General features: G+C 63.1%; 18 protein-coding genes. 6 read left to right on the top strand and 12 right to left on the bottom strand.

What is annotated here, in order from left to right; all coding sequences use genetic code 11:
* Positions 1-119 precede the first annotated feature (119 nt).
* Both DMX12_RS07090 and DMX12_RS07095 read left to right on the top strand, forming a co-directional pair.
* On the top strand, positions 120-590 hold the full coding sequence (locus DMX12_RS07090; protein ID WP_033744322.1) for a hypothetical protein: 471 nt from the start codon (positions 120-122) through the stop codon (positions 588-590).
* Positions 587-799 (top strand): hypothetical protein, encoded by a 213-nt coding sequence (locus tag DMX12_RS07095; RefSeq protein ID WP_029885263.1) that lies wholly within the window; start codon positions 587-589, stop codon positions 797-799. The genes DMX12_RS07090 and DMX12_RS07095 overlap by 4 nt, the downstream gene beginning before the upstream one ends.
* A gap of 12 nt (positions 800-811) precedes the next feature.
* Here DMX12_RS07095 and DMX12_RS07100 read toward each other — a convergent pair whose 3' ends face one another.
* The 7 genes from DMX12_RS07100 to DMX12_RS07130 form a co-directional block, all read right to left on the bottom strand.
* Complete coding sequence (locus DMX12_RS07100; protein ID WP_009684171.1) at positions 812-1,177, bottom strand: Na+/H+ antiporter subunit G; 366 nt, start codon at positions 1,175-1,177, stop codon at positions 812-814.
* On the bottom strand, positions 1,174-1,452 hold the full coding sequence (locus tag DMX12_RS07105; protein WP_009684170.1) for a K+/H+ antiporter subunit F: 279 nt from the start codon (positions 1,450-1,452) through the stop codon (positions 1,174-1,176). Before DMX12_RS07105 ends, DMX12_RS07100 begins: the two co-directional genes overlap by 4 nt.
* Positions 1,449-1,937, bottom strand: a complete 489-nt coding sequence (locus DMX12_RS07110; protein WP_110676851.1) for a Na+/H+ antiporter subunit E — start codon at positions 1,935-1,937, stop codon at positions 1,449-1,451. The genes DMX12_RS07105 and DMX12_RS07110 overlap by 4 nt, the downstream gene beginning before the upstream one ends.
* Positions 1,934-3,613, bottom strand: coding sequence for a monovalent cation/H+ antiporter subunit D (locus DMX12_RS07115; protein WP_110676853.1), 1,680 nt, complete (start codon positions 3,611-3,613; stop codon positions 1,934-1,936). Before DMX12_RS07115 ends, DMX12_RS07110 begins: the two co-directional genes overlap by 4 nt.
* Positions 3,610-3,954, bottom strand: a complete 345-nt coding sequence (locus tag DMX12_RS07120; RefSeq protein WP_003250128.1) for a Na+/H+ antiporter subunit C — start codon at positions 3,952-3,954, stop codon at positions 3,610-3,612. Before DMX12_RS07120 ends, DMX12_RS07115 begins: the two co-directional genes overlap by 4 nt.
* Entirely contained in the window at positions 3,954-6,869 is a 2,916-nt protein-coding gene (locus tag DMX12_RS07125; protein ID WP_054911757.1) for a monovalent cation/H+ antiporter subunit A, read from the bottom strand. Before DMX12_RS07125 ends, DMX12_RS07120 begins: the two co-directional genes overlap by 1 nt.
* Before the next feature lie 149 nt (positions 6,870-7,018).
* Positions 7,019-7,969: a DMT family transporter gene (locus DMX12_RS07130; RefSeq protein ID WP_054911756.1), complete on the bottom strand. Its 951-nt coding sequence runs from the start codon at positions 7,967-7,969 to the stop codon at positions 7,019-7,021.
* Between the two features lie 84 nt (positions 7,970-8,053).
* On the opposite strand from DMX12_RS07130, the gene DMX12_RS07135 reads away from it, so the two are divergent.
* Positions 8,054-8,617 (top strand): helix-turn-helix domain-containing protein, encoded by a 564-nt coding sequence (locus tag DMX12_RS07135; protein WP_177411248.1) that lies wholly within the window; start codon positions 8,054-8,056, stop codon positions 8,615-8,617.
* A gap of 78 nt (positions 8,618-8,695) precedes the next feature.
* On the opposite strand, the gene DMX12_RS07140 is transcribed toward DMX12_RS07135, so the two are convergent.
* Positions 8,696-9,250, bottom strand: a complete 555-nt coding sequence (locus tag DMX12_RS07140) for a cysteine hydrolase family protein (RefSeq protein ID WP_110676855.1) — start codon at positions 9,248-9,250, stop codon at positions 8,696-8,698.
* 82 nt (positions 9,251-9,332) lie between these two features.
* On the opposite strand from DMX12_RS07140, the gene DMX12_RS07145 reads away from it, so the two are divergent.
* A complete protein-coding gene (locus DMX12_RS07145) occupies positions 9,333-10,316 on the top strand; it encodes a GlxA family transcriptional regulator (protein ID WP_110676857.1) in 984 nt (327 codons plus the stop codon).
* 90 nt (positions 10,317-10,406) lie between these two features.
* Positions 10,407-10,787, top strand: a complete 381-nt coding sequence (locus tag DMX12_RS07150; RefSeq protein ID WP_110676859.1) for an antibiotic biosynthesis monooxygenase — start codon at positions 10,407-10,409, stop codon at positions 10,785-10,787.
* Here DMX12_RS07150 and DMX12_RS07155 read toward each other — a convergent pair.
* On the bottom strand, positions 10,766-11,536 hold the full coding sequence (locus tag DMX12_RS07155) for a S9 family peptidase (protein WP_054906204.1): 771 nt from the start codon (positions 11,534-11,536) through the stop codon (positions 10,766-10,768). The two genes, DMX12_RS07150 and DMX12_RS07155, sit on opposite strands and share 22 nt — an antisense overlap.
* Entirely contained in the window at positions 11,520-12,632 is a 1,113-nt protein-coding gene (locus tag DMX12_RS07160) for a DUF3182 family protein (protein WP_110676861.1), read from the bottom strand. Before DMX12_RS07160 ends, DMX12_RS07155 begins: the two co-directional genes overlap by 17 nt.
* Positions 12,633-12,818: 186 nt before the next feature.
* Here DMX12_RS07160 and DMX12_RS07165 point away from each other — a divergent pair, with 186 nt between their 5' ends.
* On the top strand, positions 12,819-14,627 hold the full coding sequence (locus DMX12_RS07165; RefSeq protein WP_110676863.1) for an aminopeptidase P family protein: 1,809 nt from the start codon (positions 12,819-12,821) through the stop codon (positions 14,625-14,627).
* Positions 14,628-14,666: 39 nt separating this feature from the next.
* On the opposite strand, the gene DMX12_RS07170 is transcribed toward DMX12_RS07165, so the two are convergent.
* Together DMX12_RS07170 and rhtA are read right to left on the bottom strand one after the other, a co-directional pair.
* Positions 14,667-14,948, bottom strand: coding sequence for a hypothetical protein (locus tag DMX12_RS07170; RefSeq protein ID WP_009684158.1), 282 nt, complete (start codon positions 14,946-14,948; stop codon positions 14,667-14,669).
* 189 nt (positions 14,949-15,137) lie between these two features.
* Entirely contained in the window at positions 15,138-16,025 is an 888-nt protein-coding gene (gene rhtA, locus DMX12_RS07175; protein WP_110676865.1) for a threonine/homoserine exporter RhtA, read from the bottom strand.
* Between the last annotated feature and the right edge of the window lie 589 nt (positions 16,026-16,614).

Genomic DNA, 16,614 nt, shown 5'->3' on the forward strand with positions numbered 1-16,614 from the left:
TCGGCGGGCACAGACATTTCGTATATCGCTTTATTACTCTTTTCGCCTATCGATAAGACAGGGCCGTGCCTCCCCGAGCTTGGGTGAGGGCGGGTTGTAACCGGTTGAGGATTACTTCATTGGCAGTCAGCACACTTGATACCCATGCGTTGTTCGCCCTCGGCGACTTGCGCGGTAAATTGGCCCAACTGTTCCAGGGCCGCTTCATTTATGTAACCGAACAGAATCCCGAAGGCCTGTACATGGCCGAAATCGACACAGAAAGTGCATTGGTGGTAGACGATAAACAGCGCCTGGAACTGAAAGTTGGCGACCATTTCCGCGCTGCCGTATTGCCCAGCCGCGAAGGCGGCAAGTTGGAAATGCGCTTTCGGGAAATCAAGTTGAATGTCTATGGCGTGGGTGATTACGCCTTCGTTTCCGTGCCGGAAGGCGAGGGCATCGTGTTTCGCGAAGGCCAAGGGGTCATGTTGGTATTCGCCGCGCAGCAGCAGATACAGGAAGGCCTGGGCAAGTTGCTGAAGGCGGTAACCGGCAAAGTTGCCAAATGGCGCAAGGGCGAGCTGACCACCTTCAAGGCCAGTGAATGACTGCAACTGATGATGCGCCCGCCAGCCGGGCGGAGTTTCATCGGCAGCATCATGCGGCTGCCGTAGCCGAGGCGCAGCGTATGCTGGCTCGGCGCGATGCATTGCAAGGGGCCTGGTTGAACTGGGTGGCGGCAGAGCTGTACAGGCTCGGCCCGCCACCTTACGCCGCCATGGTGCGCCGCGAGTTGCAGCGCCTGAGCCAGGTGTGAGGCGGCAGACCTTCAGTTGCCACTGTCGCAGCCGCTGCTGACCTCTTCAGGCACTGGCTCTTTCGCCACCCGCTTGCGGAACAGCGCTGCCCGTGCGAGCAGCAACGTGGTCACCGGCACAGTGATCGACAGCAGAATGGGGATCAGCCAGGCGTGCAGCACCGCCGCGTCCTTCAACCACGAAAAGTAGATGATCGAGGCCAGTGCCACGCACCAGGCGCCGATGGTCGAGGCCAGTGCTGGTGGGTGCATGCGCTGGAAGTAGTCTTTCAGGCGTACCAGGCCCACTGCACCTACCAGGGCGAACAGGCTGCCGGTGATCAGCAGCACCGCCGTGATCAGTTCCAGCCAGAATGGCAGTACCAAGGTTTCAGTCATTCGATCACCTCACCGCGCAGCAGGAACTTGGCCAGGGCAAACGAGCCGACGAAGCCGAACAGCGCAATCAACAGGGCACCTTCGAAGTAGGTGTCACTGGCATAACGGATACCCAGCACCAGCATGGTCAGCATGGCCAGGATATACAGGTAGTCCAGCGCCAGGACCCGGTCCTGGGCAGACGGGCCACGGAACAGCCTGAACAGCGCCAGGGCCATGGCCAGGGCGAAAATGAACAGGCTGGCGAGGACAGCGTTGGCGAGCAGGCCTGTCATTGGAAAATCTCCATCAGTGGGCGTTCATACGTGTCCTTGAAGTGCTGGACGAAGGCCGCTTCATCGTCCAGGTCGAACACATGCAGCAGCAATACGCTGCGGTCCAGAGCCAGTTCCGACCAGACTGTGCCAGGCACCACCGTGGTAATCATCGCCAGTGCCGCCAGGCCGTGCGGGTCGCGCAGGGCCAGCGGTATATGCACGAACGCCGAACGTGGCGGCTGCTTGCCGGCCCGCAGCACGCCGCGGGCAACCAGCAGGTTGGACATGATGACATCGACGCCGACCCGGCCGATAAGCCGGGCGACGACCAGCGGCCGCTTGATGTGTGCGTGCTGCGGCCGCAAGGGGGCCATCAGCAGTGGCGCCAGTACGCCAAGGGCGGCGCCCAGCAGCAGGTTACCGGGGCTGACCGAGAGGTTGAGCAGCAGCCACAGGCCGAACAGCGAGACCGAGAGGAGCGGGGCGGGGAACATGCGGCTCATGGCAGCACCTCGGCGCTGGGCGAAGTCGGGCCAGGGATCGGCCGGGCGGCCATTACGGCATCGATATAGGCGTCTGGCGCCTGCAGGCTGGCGGCCGTGTCCTGGGTGTAGCGCAGCAATGGCTCGGCCTTGAGGCTGAGGAAGATGCACAGGCCGAGCAGAATGACGATCGGCAGGCATTCGAACCGGCGAAGTACGGGTGACGGGCGCTCTTCGGGCTTCCAGAAGCGTTGGATGCCAACCCGGCCGAAGGCGATCAGCGAGGCCATGCCCGAGAGTATCAGCAACGCTACCAGCCCCCAGCCGGCGGCACTCAGGGGCTGCTCGACGGGGCCGCCCAGGCCGTTTGGGTTGAACAAGGCGCTGATCAGGTTGAGCTTGCCGACGAAGCCCGAGAGGGGCGGCATGCCGATGATCAGCAAGGCGCAGGCGATGAAACTCAGGCCCAGGAAAGCCATGGTCCAAGGGATGATCTGGCCGATCACTGCCTTCTGCTCGTCATCGAGGTTGATACCTTTGGGGGGGTGTAGGGACTCCAGCGGGGGCGGCATCAGATCTTCTTCTTCGTCCAGCGGCGCTTCGTTGGCCGAGCGCGAGCGTTCGACCAGCTCGGCGAGCAGGAACAGGGCGCACAGTACCAGGGTCGAGTTGACCAGATAGAACAGTGCCGCACCGGTCAGCGCGGGCTGGGCAAAGCCGACCGCGCCGAGCAGGGTGCCGGCCGAAACCAGGATGCTCAGCGCTGCCATGCGTTCCAGGCGCTGTGCTGCGAGAATGCACACTGCGGCCACCGCCAGGGTCACCAGGCCACCGTACACCAGCCACTGGCCGCCGAAATGGGCCGAAGCGCCGGCCTGGCCGGAGAACAGCAGCGTCCACAGGCGCAACACGGCGTACAGGCCGACCTTGGTCATGATGGCGAACAGCGCAGCCACCGGCGCACTGGCCGATGCATAGGCCGGTACCAACCAGAAGTTGAGCGGCCAGATGCCGGCCTTGACCAGGAAGGCCATGGCCAGGATGGCTGCACCGGCGTGCAGCAGGCCACGGTCAGCTTCTGGCACCAGGGGAATCTTCAGGGCCAGGTCAGCCATGTTCAGGGTGCCGGTCACGCCGTACAGCATCGCCGCGCCAATCAGGAAGAGCGACGAGGCAAACAGGTTGATGGCGATGTAGTGCAGGCCGGCACGCACGCGCGCGCGCCCCGAACCATGCAGCAACAGGCCGTAGGAAGCGGCCAGCAGCACTTCGAAGAACACGAACAAGTTGAACAGGTCGGCTGTGAGGAACGCGCCGTACAGGCCCATCAGCTGGATCTGGAACAGTGCGTGAAAGCTGGCCCCCGCACTGTCCCAGCGGGCGCGGGCAAACAAGAGGGCACTGAAGCCGATGACCCCGGTCAGGGTCAGCAGCAGCGCAGACAAGTGGTCCAGCACCAGCACGATACCGAATGGCGCTGGCCAGTTACCCGGCAGGTACACGCCGATCGATTCTGCCTGGCCCTGGGTGCGTACCCACAGCAGCAGGCTGACGGCGATGGCCAGGCCGGTGAGGGTCGACAGCAGGTTCAGGCGGGCTTTGATGCGGCGGTGTTTTTCGCCCAGCAGCAGCATCATGGCCGCCGTGACCAACGGTAGCAGGATGGGCGCGACGATCAGTTGGCTCATGTCGCTCATTCGTCACGCTCCCGGCCATCGACGTGGTCGGTTCCGGTCAGGCCACGCGAGGCCAGTAGCACCACCAGGAACAGCGCGGTCATGGCAAAGCTGATCACGATGGCGGTCAACACCAGGGCTTGCGGCAGCGGGTCGGTGTAATGCAGCAAGTCCTGGGTCACGCCGTCCTTGATAATTGGCTCTTTGCCAATGAACAGGCTGCCCATGCTGAAGATGAACAGGTTGACGCCGTACGACAACAGGCACAGGCCCATGATGACCTGGTAGGTACGCGGGCGCAGGATCAGCCATACGCCCGAGGCGGCCAGCACTCCGATGGCGACTGCAATGACTTCTTCCATCAGGCGGCTCCTGCTTGGTTGGTTTTCGCCGGGTTACCCGGGCGGTAGGCACGTACCGACTGGTGCGCCAGCGCAGTGAGGATCAACAGGGTCGAACCGACCACCACGGTGTACACGCCGACATCGAAGAACAGCGCACTGGCCACGTGCACGTCGCCCAGCAAGGGCAAGTGCAGGTGGGCGGTATGGGTGGTCAGGAACGGGTAGCCGAGCAGCATGGCGCCGCCCCCGGTGAGGGTTGCGCAAAGCAGGCCGGTGCCCATCCAGCGCAGCGGCCGCAGGCTCATCTGCGCCTCGACCCATTGGGTGCCGGCCACCATGTACTGCAGGATGAACGCCACCGACATTACCAGGCCAGCGACAAAGCCGCCCCCTGGCTGGTTGTGCCCGCGCATGAACAGGTACATCGAGACCAGCAGGGCGATGGGCAGCAGCAGGCGCACCAGCACCGCTGGCACCATCATGAAGCCCAGTGCGGTATCGGTGGCATGCCGCGGGTTGATCAGGTCGGTGACCACGTCAGGCGCCAGCTGGCGCTGCTGGGCCGGCAACTGCATGCTCTCCTTGGGTGGGCGGAAGCGCCGCAGCAGGGCGAACACGGTCAGCGCCACGGCCACCAGCACGGTGATTTCACCGAGGGTGTCGAAACCGCGGAAGTCGACCAGCATGACGTTGACCACATTGGTGCCACCGCCCTGCGGCAGTGCGCGGCTGAGGTAGAACGAGGAAATGTCATTGGGTGTCGGCCGCGTCAGCATGGCATACGACAACAAGGCCATGCCGCCACCAACCAGTACCGCCAGCAGCAGGTCGCGCAAGCGGCGTATGCGCGCACGCTCCAGGCTGCCGGGCGATGGCGAGACACCTTCGATACGCCGAGGCAACCAGCGCAAGCCGAGCAGGATAAGCACGGTGGTGACCACTTCCACCACCAGCTGGGTCAGGGCCAGGTCGGGTGCGGAGAACCAGACGAAGGTGATGCAGGTCATCAGGCCGCAGACGCTGACCATGGTCAGGGCTGCCAGGCGATGGTACTTGGCCTGGTAGGCAGCGCCGATGGCGCAGGCGATTGCGATCAGCCACAGCGCGACGAATACCCCGGACCCGGGAATTTTCGGCCGCTCCCCCCAGCTCAGGCCGCTGTAGAGCATGGGCGTGAGGCCGGCCAGGAATGCGGCGACCACCAGCATGAACAGCTGCGACTGCAAACGCCGGCTGGTGAGCAGGCGCTCGATGCGCCGGGCAAGCAGCATCAACTGCACCTGGCCGTATTCGAACAGGCGCTTGCCGTTGAACCGCTCGATCACCGGCGGGGAAGGGAAGCGGCCCCGGCGCAGTTGCTTGCGCAACATGAGGTACAAGACGATACCGCCGCTCATGGCGAGCAGGCTCATGATCAGCGGCGCATTCCAGCCATGCCAGATCGCCAGGCTGTATTCCGGCAGGGTGCCGCCGACCACCGGCAATGCCGCGGCAGCCAGCAGCGGCCCGACCGACTGTGCGGGGAAAATACCCACGACCAGGCAGGTGAGTACCAGCAACTCCACCGGTGCACGCATCCAGCGCGGCGGTTCATGCGGGGTGTGCGGCAGGTCCTGTGCCGTAGGGCCGAAGAACACATCGACGGTAAAGCGCAGCGCATACGCCACGCTGAACGTGCCGGCGAGGGTGGCCACTACCGGCAGGGCGGCTTCGACCCAGGCGGTGGAGCTGATGAACACCGTTTCAGCGAAGAACATTTCCTTCGACAGGAAGCCGTTCATCAAGGGCACGCCAGCCATCGCGGCACTGGCCACCATGGCCAGGGTGGCGGTGTACGGCACCAGGCGGATCAGGCCACTGAGGCGGCGGATGTCGCGGGTGCCGCTTTCGTGGTCGATGATGCCGGCGGCCATGAACAGCGAGGCTTTGAAGGTGGCATGGTTGAGGATGTGGAACACCGCGGCGACCGCGGCCAGCGGGCTGTTCAGGCCGAGCAGCAGGGTAATCAGGCCGAGATGGCTGATGGTCGAGTAGGCCAGAAGGCCCTTCAGGTCATTCTGGAACATCGCGGCGAAGGCGCCGAGCAACAGCGTGATGGCGCCGGCGCCGCCGACGATCCAGAACCACTCCTCGCTGCCGGAGAGCACTGGCCACAGGCGGGCCAGCAGGAATACCCCGGCCTTGACCATGGTTGCGGAGTGCAGGTAGGCCGATACCGGCGTTGGCGCAGCCATGGCGTGGGGCAGCCAGAACTGGAAGGGGAACTGGGCGCTCTTGCTCAGGGCGCCGATCAGGATGAGGGGCAGCAGCACCGGGTACAGCGCGTGCTGGCGGATGGTGTCGCCGGCAGCCAGGACCTTGTCCAGGTCGTAGCTGCCGACCACATGGCCGAGCAGCAGCGCCCCCACCAGCAGGCACAGGCCGCCTGCGCCCGTTACCATCAGTGCCATGTAGGCGCCGCGGCGGGCGTCTGCCCGGTGGTGCCAGTAGCCGATAAGCAGGAAAGAGAACAGGCTGGTGAGCTCCCAGAAGAACACCAGCTGGATCAGGTTGCCGGAGATCACCAGGCCCAGCATGGCGCCCATGAACGCCAGGAAAAAGGCGAAGAAGCGCGGCACCGGGTCTTGGGGTGACATGTAGTAGCGCGCGTACAGCGACACCAGCGTGCCGATGCCCAGCACCAGCAGCGAGAACAGCCAGGCGAAGCCGTCCATGCGCAGCACCAGGTTCAGGCCCAGGCTGGGCAGCCACAGGAACTCTTCGCGAATCACGCCCCCGTGGGCGACCTGAGGGTAAAGCAGTGCTACCTGGACGGTACCGACCAGGGCTACGAGCCCGGCAAGGATGGACTCGGCGTTTCGTGCGTTGTGCGGCAGCACGGCTGCCAGGCAACTGCCCACGAACGGCAGAAGCAATAGCACTATCAAAGACATAGCGGCCTATTCTGGAGAAGTTTGCAAGGATCATACGTGCCGGGGGGGTGATCACCAACACGCAAGCTGTCGCAGAATCCTACAAATAGACTGTGACAAGTGATTTTTTTATAACAGTTTTTTACAAAGCATAGCTGCAGTTGGCTGCTTCATAGGCCTGCCTGCCGCTCACCCGGTACCTGTTCGCCGTCCGCTGTGGCGCATTCGCTGCGCCGCCGTACCTTGAGTTCGCTGACTACCACCGCGATCACGATCAGCAGGCCGCCCAGCAGTGCCACGCCGGGGAGCCGTTCGCCGGCGATTCGCCCGACGATACCAGCCCACACCGGCTCACCAGCATAAATAAGCGTTGCCCGGGTGGGCGAGACCGACTTCTGCGCCCAGTTCATCGCCACCTGGATTACCGCACTCATCGCGCCCAGGCCTACGGCGCTTACCAGCAGCAGCCAGGAAAAGTCGGGGATGCGCTCCTGGGTCGGGACGATCATCAAAAACGCCAACACCGACGCGGTCGCCAACTGGACAACGGTGACCCGACGCACATCGACCTGGCCGGCGTAGCGGCTGATCAGGATGATCTCGCCGGCGATCGCCACAGCGCTGACCAAGGTCACCATTTCGCCTTCACTGAAATGCAGGCTGCCGCCTTCCGGGCCGGCCAGCAGCATCAGGCCGGCGAACGCCAGGCAAATGCCGATGCTGGGCATCAGGCCTGGCCGGCGGCCGAGTACCAGCCACTGCAACAGGGGCACGAACGGCACATACAGCGCAGTGATGAACGCCGACTGGCTGCTGCTGATGGTTTGCAGGCCCATGGTCTGCAAACCATAGCCGAGCATGATCGTGACACCGATCAGCATGCCGGCCTTGAGTTCGGTGAAGGTCAGCCCAGGCAGCGCCCGCGCTGACACCACGCCCACGAACAACGCCGCTGCCGCAAAGCGCAGGCCGACGAAGAACATCGGGCCGCTGACACTCATCACGTTATGGACAAGCAGAAAGGTGCCGCCCCACAACATGGTAATGAACACCAGCACGACTTCTGCCTTGCTCAGGCGAAAGGTAACGGTGGGGGTTGGCTTGCTGCTGGGCTGGATCATGGTCTTGCACACTCGGCGTCAGGCGGCGCACAATCGCCGCAAAGTGGGCAGTATACTGCGCAATACAGACCGGTGAGCAATATAGTGCACAAAGAATCCGCGCACCGTGGTTCGGTGCTGCAACACGTCAGCCTCAATGTTCGCAGCCTGCGCAATGCCGCTGGTATGAGCCAGGCGGTGCTGGCTGAACGCTCGGGGGTCAGCCGGCGCATGCTGGTGGCCATCGAGGCGGGGGAAAAGAATGTCAGCCTGACCACCCTGGATTTGATCGCCGAGGCGTTGGGGGTGGCCTTCAGTACGCTGATTCAGGCGCCGGAGCTGCGTGATCCAGGGCGTATCGAAGAGCTGGCCTGGGGGGGCGAGCACCCCCAGAGCCGGGCGGTTTTGCTGGGCACCAGCGCGGCGCGGCGCGAGGTCGAGCTGTGGGAGTGGACGCTGGCGCCGGGCGAGCGTTATGCCAGCGAGGCCGATGCCGAGGGTTGGAGTGAGCAGATCTATGTGTGCGCAGGGCAACTTACCCTGATCATCGAGGGGATGGAACATCGCCTGCAGGTGGGGCAGTTCCAGGTATTCCCCAGTAATTGCCAGTACGCCTACCGGAACGATGGCACTGTGCCGGTGCGGTTTGTGCGCAATGTGGTGATTTGAGGCCCCGCAGGTTCGACGCCCCGTGGTGGCGTGCAAGTGATCTGCCGGCGGGATGGGGCGCAAAGCGCCCCGAGCACCTCAAGCCTGTGCGGCCACCATTTCGCTCGTCTTCACGACTTTGGCGTAGGCAAAGGCCAACGCTGCCATGGTCGCATCCTGTACCTGGGCCGCTGGCACCTGCTTGCCGTCGAACGTCAGTGCCAGGGTCGCGCAGGCATCGTGCACCACGGTCACTTCAAAGCCCAGGTCGGCGGCTGCCCGGGTAGCGGCATCAATGCACATGTGGCTCATGCTGCCAACGATGGTCACGGCTTCGATGCCATGCGTTCGGAGCGTTTGTTCAAGGCCAGTTTCGAGAAAGGCGTTGACCTTGTGCTTGAGTATCACCGGCTCGCCTGCAGCCGGCTGGACCTTGCTGTAGAAGGCGGCGCCCGGCGAACCCGGGGCAAAGAATGGCGCATCGGCGCTGGTGAACTCATGCCGCACGTGCACCACCAAGTCGCCGCGCGTGCGGGCCGCGGCCAGCACGCGGGCCGCGTTTTCGGCCGCTGCCTCAGCCCCATCGAGGGGCCACTTGCCGCCTGGGAAGTAGTCGTTCTGGATGTCGATGATGATCAGCGCGTGCTTGTTCATGCTGCCTCCTGTGGCAGTAGTCGTGGGTTGGCGTTAGTTATAGGCTGTGGGGCCCGACCTGAGGATTGGCGTGAACGACACTATGCGGGTGAAAACTGACAACACGGCCAGGCTGGACATCGGCTTGCTGCTTTACCCTGGGGTACAGCAGGCTGCCCTGTATGGCCTGCGCGACCTCTTTACCGTGGCCAATCGGGTCGCAGCCGAACTGGGTGCTGTCGCGTTGCCGCAGGTGCGCATCAGCTTCTGGCAGGCCGACGTCGCAGGTCACTTGCAGCTGGCCCCTGGCAGCCCGGCTGTCGACTTGGCAGGTGTGCGTGTCCTGATCATCCCGCCAAGCCTGGAATCGACCCCGCATCGCGACCTGCTGGAACAGCATCGGTCGTCCCTGTGCCTGTTGCACGGGCGTGGCGCGGTGCTGGCGTCGGTGTGTATCGGCGTGTTTTTCATCGCCGCCAGTGGCTTGCTGGATGGTCGCCCGGCCTGTACCCACTGGAACTACGTGCAGGCGCTGGCGCAGCGGTTCCCCAACGTGCGCGTGCAGACCCAGCAGCCGGTACTGGACGACGGCGACATTGTCACCTCGGCGGGGTTGATGGCCTGGACGGACCTGGGGCTGCGGCTGCTCGAACGTTTTCTGGGGGCGACGGTAGCGCGGGAAACTGCCCGCTATCTGGCAGTCGAACCTGTCACCGCGGCATTGCCCGGGGCGTTGTTCAACCCTCGCCTGGACCATGGCGACGAAGCCATCCTGAAAGTGCAGCATTGGCTGCAGGGCAGTGACGGGCAGCATGCAGACCTGGCTGCAATGGCGGCCTGCGCAGGGTTGGAAGCGCGCACGTTCCTGCGGCGTTTTCGAGCCGCCACCGGGTTGCGCCCCACCGAATACTGCCAGCAGGTGCGCGTAGGGCGCGCGTGCCGGTTGCTGGAGTTCACCCGGCGCAATGTCGAGCAGATCGCCTGGGGGGTTGGCTATCAGGATCCGGGGGCGTTTCGCAAAGTCTTTCAGCGCATCACCGGGTTGACGCCGAGTGAGTACCGGCGACGCTTTGCGGTAACGGCGTAGCGCGTGCACAAACCGCTTGACCTTGACTTAACTTGAGGTTTTACCCTGCTCGGCATCGCGCTGCATGCGCCCGTAGCCAGGAGACTGTCGATGTCGGCAAACCCTCAATCCCTGTGGTTCACCCAGATGATCGAATATGAAGTGCCGAGCCCGTGCCAGCAGGCGTTGGCTCAAGCGCTGGTGGTGCGCAGCGAAGTGTTGGCAGCGCGCTGTGAAGGCCTGCAAGGCGTCAGCATTCAGGCAAGCGACGATGGCAGCCGGGTGCTGCAGTACCTTCAGTGGCAGTCACGCCAGGCCTGGTCGGCGGCGGCCGTGTATTTCAACGAGGAACCCTTCCTCGAGCTGTTGCGCCGGCACCAGGCACGGGGTGTCAATTTTGCGGCCTACCAGACCTTGCGCAGCCTGGTGCGCAACGCCGATGGCGGCCTGCATTGCCAGGTAGGTGAGGGTCAGGCGTACCACGGTGCGTAGTGTGGGTAGCGGTCCAGGCGGGCACCGATGACCATTTCGCTGATCCATGCCGCCAGCATCGAGCTGTAGGCTTTCTGGCTTTCTTCACTGGATAACGCGTGGTCGGCGCCGTCGACCATGCGGTGGGTCAGTGAGTGGGCGCTGACGAATGCCGAGCGGTAGCTCATCAAGGTGCTGTGCGGGACATAGTCGTCCTGTTCGGACTCCACCAGCAGCACATCACCGACGAACTCGGCGCAGGCGGCCAGGGCGCGGTTGTCGGCTGGCCCCAGGGGGCGCTGGCGGTAGGCATTCAAGCGCTGACGATCAAGGGCTTGCTTGGGGCTGTCCCATTCTTCGTCCCAGTACATGGCCGGCACCCGCAGGGCCAGCCATTTCACCGGGCGTTCGCGGGTCAGCAAGGTGGCCAGGTAGCCGCCATAGCTGCTGCCGATGATGGCGATGGCGTTGCTGTCGACCGCCGGGTGGCTGATCAGGCGGTCGTAAGCCACCAGCAGGTCTTGCAGGTTCTGCTCACGGGTAACGGTCAGGCGCTGGCTTTGGGTTTTTTCATGGCCGCGCAGGTCGAAGGTCATGCACACGCAGCCCAGGCCGGTGATGTGTCGGGCGCGAGCCAGGTCACGTTGCTGGCTGCCACCCCAGCCGTGGACGAAGAGAATACCTGGCATCTTGCTGCCAGGGCTGACCAAGGTCCCGGCGATGCGGTCGTTCTCGACCTGCAGTTCGACGGTTTCACTCTGAATGGCCATGCTCGCGAATCCGCGCAAATTTGCTGAGTTGTCCGAGTTCACTGTCGTTTCCTTGGTAGAAAAGGGTGGCATCCGCGGGCAGGTCGGCGCTGCCGAACACTTCATGGGTGGACGCACGTACCTGCTGCAGTGCCGGGTCGTCGGCAAATGCCTGCAGGGCCAGCAGCTCGGCGCTGCTGGCACCGCCCAGGCGCCAGGATTGTTCGAGTACCCCGCTGCATGGCTGGCCGGAGGCAGTGGTGCCGCGGGCGATATCGTAGTTGCGCCGCGACGCCACAAAGCCCGGAAAATGCCGTTCGGCAGCCTGTTCGTAGACCATGGCCTGGTTCACGGCCAGCCGCAGGTGGTCTTCAAGGGGGCGTTGCAACAGGGCCTGATAGTCGCCACGGACTACGATCAGGTCAGATCCACCGTACACCTCGCAGCCCTGATGGTCACGGGTGAGTTGCTGGGTGCCATGGTAGCTGCAGGTGAGGCCGGCCACCCTGACCTGACCAACGCTGAAGGTCTGCACTTGGCTCAGGTCTTCTTCCAGCACCAGTCCCCATACCGCCAAATGCTGGTCGTCCATACCGTTCAGCAAAGGGGTCAGCTGGTCCAGTTCTGTGATCACCTGTTGCCCGCGGCCTGCGCTGGCCCGTACTGGCTTGACCCGCACAGGGCCAGCGCGCAACAGCAAGGCTGCAGCATTGCGGGCATCGGGTTTGCTGAACACCGTAAAACCGCGCAGCAAGGCGTCGCCGGCCTGGCGGGCGAAGCCATCGGTCCAGCCCGCAGGGCTGGTGGCTCCCGCCGGCAGCGGGTGGGAAATGGCTTTGGTGGCCATGTAGGGGCAGGGTACTAAGCCGCCGAACAGATCGGACTCACTGACAATGCCCAGGCTGGCAGCCTGCTCGGTGTCGGTCAGGGTTTCGGTCGGGATGCAATAGCAGTTGTCGGTGGCAACAGGCAGCCGGGTGGGCTGCACATGGGGGCAGCCCAGCAAGCGTGCCAGGCCCTCGGCGAGCTTCAGGTGCACGGCCCGCTCATGCTCGGGTGTATGTTCCCGAGTGTCGAGCAGCACGACTGCAGTTTTAGCGGGGCAGGCACTGGGCATGGTCTGCTGCCTGTGTGTGGCGAATGTACAGTGTGTGAAGCCGTGACCCTGGGGAAGTTCAGCAATACTTGATCGGCGGTCCTTGTGTAGGACGGTTCCGGTTTCCGCCTGGGCGATTGCAGGGCTTTGGCGCCTGCTCCATTATCCGCCTATTGGATCAACCGTGATGTAGCCGCAGGAGAGCGCATGAACGTGCAGACCCCCTTTGAACACAGCGTGCCACAGCGCCTGATGCGTCTGCGCCAGGCGATGGCGGCAAGGCACATCGATGCCTTGCTGGTGCCTTCAGCCGACCCGCACCTCTCCGAATACCTGCCCGGCTATTGGCAAGGGCGCCAGTGGCTGTCGGGGTTTCATGGCTCGGTGGGTACACTGGTGGTGACCTCGGCGTTTGCCGGGCTATGGGTCGATAGCCGCTACTGGGAACAGGCCGAGCATGAATTGGCCGGCAGTGGCATCGAGCTGATGAAGCTGTCGCCGGGCAAGCCTGGCGCGCTGGAGTGGCTGGGAGAGCACGCTGAGCCCAACGGCACCGTGGCAGTCGACGGTGCCGTCATGGCATTGGCCTCGGCGCGGCAATTGGCAGAGCGGCTGAAGGCGCGCGGGGCGCGGCTGGTAACCGACCAGGACCTGCTGGGCGAGGTGTGGGACGGGCGCCCGGCGCTGCCTGGCAACCCGGTCTATCAGCATTTGCAGCCGCACGCCACGACGAGCCGGGCGCAAAAGCTCGCGCAGTTGCGCCAGGCCATGCAGGCCAAGGGGGCCGATTGGCACTTCATTGCCACCCTCGATGACATCGCCTGGCTGTTCAATCTGCGCGGTAGCGACGTCTCATACAACCCGGTGTTTCTGGCCTTCGCCTTGATCAGCCAGCAGCAGGCCATGCTGTTCGTTGGCCAGGGCAAGGTGGATGCGCACCTGCGCCAGGTACTGGCGAGCGACGGTGTCGAAGTGCGCGACTACAACGAAGCAGGGCAGGCGCTGGCTGCCGTGGCGGCAGGCAGCCGGCTGCTGCTGGACCCGGCACGCGTCACCTGCAGCCTGTTGGCCAACTTGCCGGCGGGTGTGGAGCTGGTCGAGGGGCTGAACCCCACCACCCTGAGCAAGGCCTGCAAGGGTGACGCTGATCTCCCCTACATCCGTCAGGTCATGGAGGAAGACGGGGCGGCATTGTGCGAATTCTTCGCCTGGCTGGAAGCCAACCTTGGTCGAGAGGTCGTCACCGAGCTGACCGTGGACGAGCAATTGAGTGCCGCACGTGCACGGCGGGCGAATTTCGTGTCGCTGAGCTTTTCGACCATTGCAGCCTTCAATGCCAATGGTGCGATGCCGCATTACCGCGCCACCGAGCAGTCGCATGCACGCATCGAAGGCAACGGGCTGTTGCTGATCGATTCGGGGGGGCAGTACCTGGGGGGGACTACTGACATCACTCGCATGGTGCCGGTGGGTGTTCCCAGCCACGCACAGAAGGAAGACTGCACCCGCGTGCTCAAAGGCATGATCGCCCTGTCGCGGGCCACGTTTCCCCGTGGCATCCTGTCGCCCCTGCTCGATGCCATTGCGCGCGCGCCGATCTGGGCTGACCAGGTCGACTACGGGCATGGGACCGGGCACGGGGTGGGCTATTTCCTCAATGTGCATGAGGGGCCACAAGTGATTGCCTACCAAGCGGCACCGGCGCCCCATACGGCCATGCAGGCGGGCATGATCAGCTCGATCGAGCCGGGCACCTACAGGCCTGGGCAATGGGGGGTACGCATCGAGAATCTGGTGGTCAACCGCGAAGCGGGCACGAGCGCCTTCGGTGACTTCCTGAACTTCGAGACCTTGACGCTGTGCCCGATCGACACCCGCTGCCTCCTGCCCGAACGACTGACCCAATGTGAACTGGAGTGGCTCAATGGCTATCATGCCCACGTGCGCGAGCGTTTGGCCCCGTTGTTGAAAGGGGAGGCGCTTGGCTGGCTCGAGGCGCGCACCGCGCCGCTGTAAAGCGCGGCAAAGAGGGCAGCCGATTCGCTGCCCTTGCTGCTATTTGCAGATGACGATCATGCTGCGGCTGGTGTAGCCCGCTGGGTTGATGCCGAACAAATAGTCACCGTCTTCTTCGTCGCTGTCACCAGACCGTGCGACCACCCGGTAACCGCGGGTGCTGCAAGCGCTTGCAGCCTTGCTGTAACACTTGTCCCACGAGGATGAAAGGCCGGAGCAATTGATATGCAGGCCCTTTTTGCCCTTCTTGACCTCGGTCTTGGCCGTGGCGGCACATCCAGCAATAGCCAAGATGGCCAGGATGAGAAAAATACGTTTCATTCCTGTCCTTATATGCAGGGCGAATCCGATGTCAGACCCTGTCGTTATCGCTTCGGTTCTTCCTGAGTTTCCTCAGCGCCAGTGTTCGCTTCAGTAGAACGCGTGAAGATCGTGATGCTGTGACAGCTTAATCAGCGGGGCCGATCGCGACAATCATTAATACGGTCTCAAATGAAAATATTTCTCATATCAGTCGGCGGCGATGGGTGGGCTGGTTTCTTTTCGCATCGACAGCGTGGTGCCCACAGAGGCCGCAATGATCGCCAGGATCGCCAGCCATTGGGTGACTGTCAGAACTTCGCCAAGGAACAAAAGGCCCGACAGCGCCCCGAATGCAGGCTCGATGCTCATGAGAGTGCCGAACGTGCGCGCCGGAATGCGCGTCAAGGCAATCATCTCCAGGCTGTAGGGCAGGGCGGTGGACAGCACTGCAACGGCGAGCGCGACGGGAATCAGCGCCGGGGTGAGCAGTGCGCTGCCGGCATGGGCGATGCCGATAGGTGCGACGAACAGGGCGGCTACCACAACGCCCAGGGCGGCACTCTGGATGCCATGCTCGGCGCCGGCGCGTTGCCCGAACAGGATATACAGTGCCCAGCAAACACCCGCCCCCAGGGCATAGGCTGCGCCCACAGGGTCAAGTGCTTGCCCGCCATGGCCGGCTGGCAGCAAGAGCAGCAAGCCAACAATGGCCAATGCGATCCAAAGGAAGTCGGTGGGTCGACGCGACGACAGCAGCGCCACAGCTAGCGGACCGGTGAACTCAAGGGCCACGGCAATGCCGATGGGCACCGTTTGCAGTGCCATATAAAAGAGGAAATTCATGCCGCCCAGTGCCATGCCATAGATGATGACGTTGCGCAGGGTTTTGGCGGTCAGGCGAACCCGCCAGGGGCGCAGTATCAGCAGCATGATGATGCTGGCGAAGATTAGCCGCAGGGTGGTGGTGCCTTGTGCGCCAACGATGGGGAACATGCTTTTGGCCAAGGAAGCGCCTGACTGGATCGATGCCATGGCAATCAGCAGCAAGCCTATCGGGAAGAGGGTGGCGGCCAGGCTGCGGGGCTGGGTGTTCATTTAAGGGCGGCATTCCTTGGAGGGGGTGGGGTGAGCAATATAGTGCGCAATTAGCAGGGTAGTGGGCAATGCCCTGCAGAGTTTTGTAGCGCTGGCGAGCGTGCAGGGCAGGGTGCAGGCCGAGCACGCTGTTGCTCGGCTGCAGGGATTCTGCGGAAAACCTAAATTATTGAAATTAAAGGTTGACCTACAAAAACGCCGCCCTATAATGCGCACCATTCCAACGCGGTAGCAGGCACTGCCAGCCACTGTGTTGAGTCAAGTGTTTGAAGCCAAACGAGTTTCTCGCAAAAAACTTCAAAATAAACGCTTGACAGCAAATGAGGAAAGCGTAGAATGCTCGCCTCGGTTGAGGCGAAACGCTCTTAACCAACCGCTCTTTAACAAATCGAATCAAGCAATTCGTGTGGGTGCTTGTGAGTACGGACTGATAGTCAAAAAGATTATCAGCATCACAAGTGACCATGCGAGAAATCACATAGTCATTTGAGATTGCTGAGCCAAGTTTAGGGTTTCTTAAAAACCCAAGCAGTATTGAACTGAAGAGTTTGATCATGGCTCAGATTGAACGCTGGCGGCAGGCCTAACA

Origin of the sequence: Pseudomonas sp. MB-090624 (assembly GCF_003205245.1) — a bacterium.
Taxonomy (GTDB): Bacteria; Pseudomonadota; Gammaproteobacteria; order Pseudomonadales; family Pseudomonadaceae; genus Aquipseudomonas; species Aquipseudomonas juntendi.

What these genes read in the sequence shown, in the direction of transcription:
- DMX12_RS07095 (WP_029885263.1), top strand. Translation starts at nt 587, where the DNA reads ATGACTGCAACTGATGATGCGCCCGCCAGCCGGGCGGAGTTTCATCGG.
- DMX12_RS07100 (WP_009684171.1), bottom strand. Translation starts at nt 1,177, where the DNA reads ATGACTGAAACCTTGGTACTGCCATTCTGGCTGGAACTGATCACGGCG.
- DMX12_RS07105 (WP_009684170.1), bottom strand. Translation starts at nt 1,452, where the DNA reads ATGACAGGCCTGCTCGCCAACGCTGTCCTCGCCAGCCTGTTCATTTTC.
- DMX12_RS07110 (WP_110676851.1), bottom strand. Translation starts at nt 1,937, where the DNA reads ATGAGCCGCATGTTCCCCGCCCCGCTCCTCTCGGTCTCGCTGTTCGGC.
- DMX12_RS07115 (WP_110676853.1), bottom strand. Translation starts at nt 3,613, where the DNA reads ATGAGCGACATGAGCCAACTGATCGTCGCGCCCATCCTGCTACCGTTG.
- DMX12_RS07120 (WP_003250128.1), bottom strand. Translation starts at nt 3,954, where the DNA reads ATGGAAGAAGTCATTGCAGTCGCCATCGGAGTGCTGGCCGCCTCGGGC.
- DMX12_RS07125 (WP_054911757.1), bottom strand. Translation starts at nt 6,869, where the DNA reads ATGTCTTTGATAGTGCTATTGCTTCTGCCGTTCGTGGGCAGTTGCCTG.
- DMX12_RS07130 (WP_054911756.1), bottom strand. Translation starts at nt 7,969, where the DNA reads ATGATCCAGCCCAGCAGCAAGCCAACCCCCACCGTTACCTTTCGCCTG.
- DMX12_RS07140 (WP_110676855.1), bottom strand. Translation starts at nt 9,250, where the DNA reads ATGAACAAGCACGCGCTGATCATCATCGACATCCAGAACGACTACTTC.
- DMX12_RS07145 (WP_110676857.1), top strand. Translation starts at nt 9,333, where the DNA reads ATGCGGGTGAAAACTGACAACACGGCCAGGCTGGACATCGGCTTGCTG.
- DMX12_RS07150 (WP_110676859.1), top strand. Translation starts at nt 10,407, where the DNA reads ATGTCGGCAAACCCTCAATCCCTGTGGTTCACCCAGATGATCGAATAT.
- DMX12_RS07155 (WP_054906204.1), bottom strand. Translation starts at nt 11,536, where the DNA reads ATGGCCATTCAGAGTGAAACCGTCGAACTGCAGGTCGAGAACGACCGC.
- DMX12_RS07160 (WP_110676861.1), bottom strand. Translation starts at nt 12,632, where the DNA reads ATGCCCAGTGCCTGCCCCGCTAAAACTGCAGTCGTGCTGCTCGACACT.
- DMX12_RS07165 (WP_110676863.1), top strand. Translation starts at nt 12,819, where the DNA reads ATGAACGTGCAGACCCCCTTTGAACACAGCGTGCCACAGCGCCTGATG.
- DMX12_RS07170 (WP_009684158.1), bottom strand. Translation starts at nt 14,948, where the DNA reads ATGAAACGTATTTTTCTCATCCTGGCCATCTTGGCTATTGCTGGATGT.
- rhtA (WP_110676865.1), bottom strand. Translation starts at nt 16,025, where the DNA reads ATGAACACCCAGCCCCGCAGCCTGGCCGCCACCCTCTTCCCGATAGGC.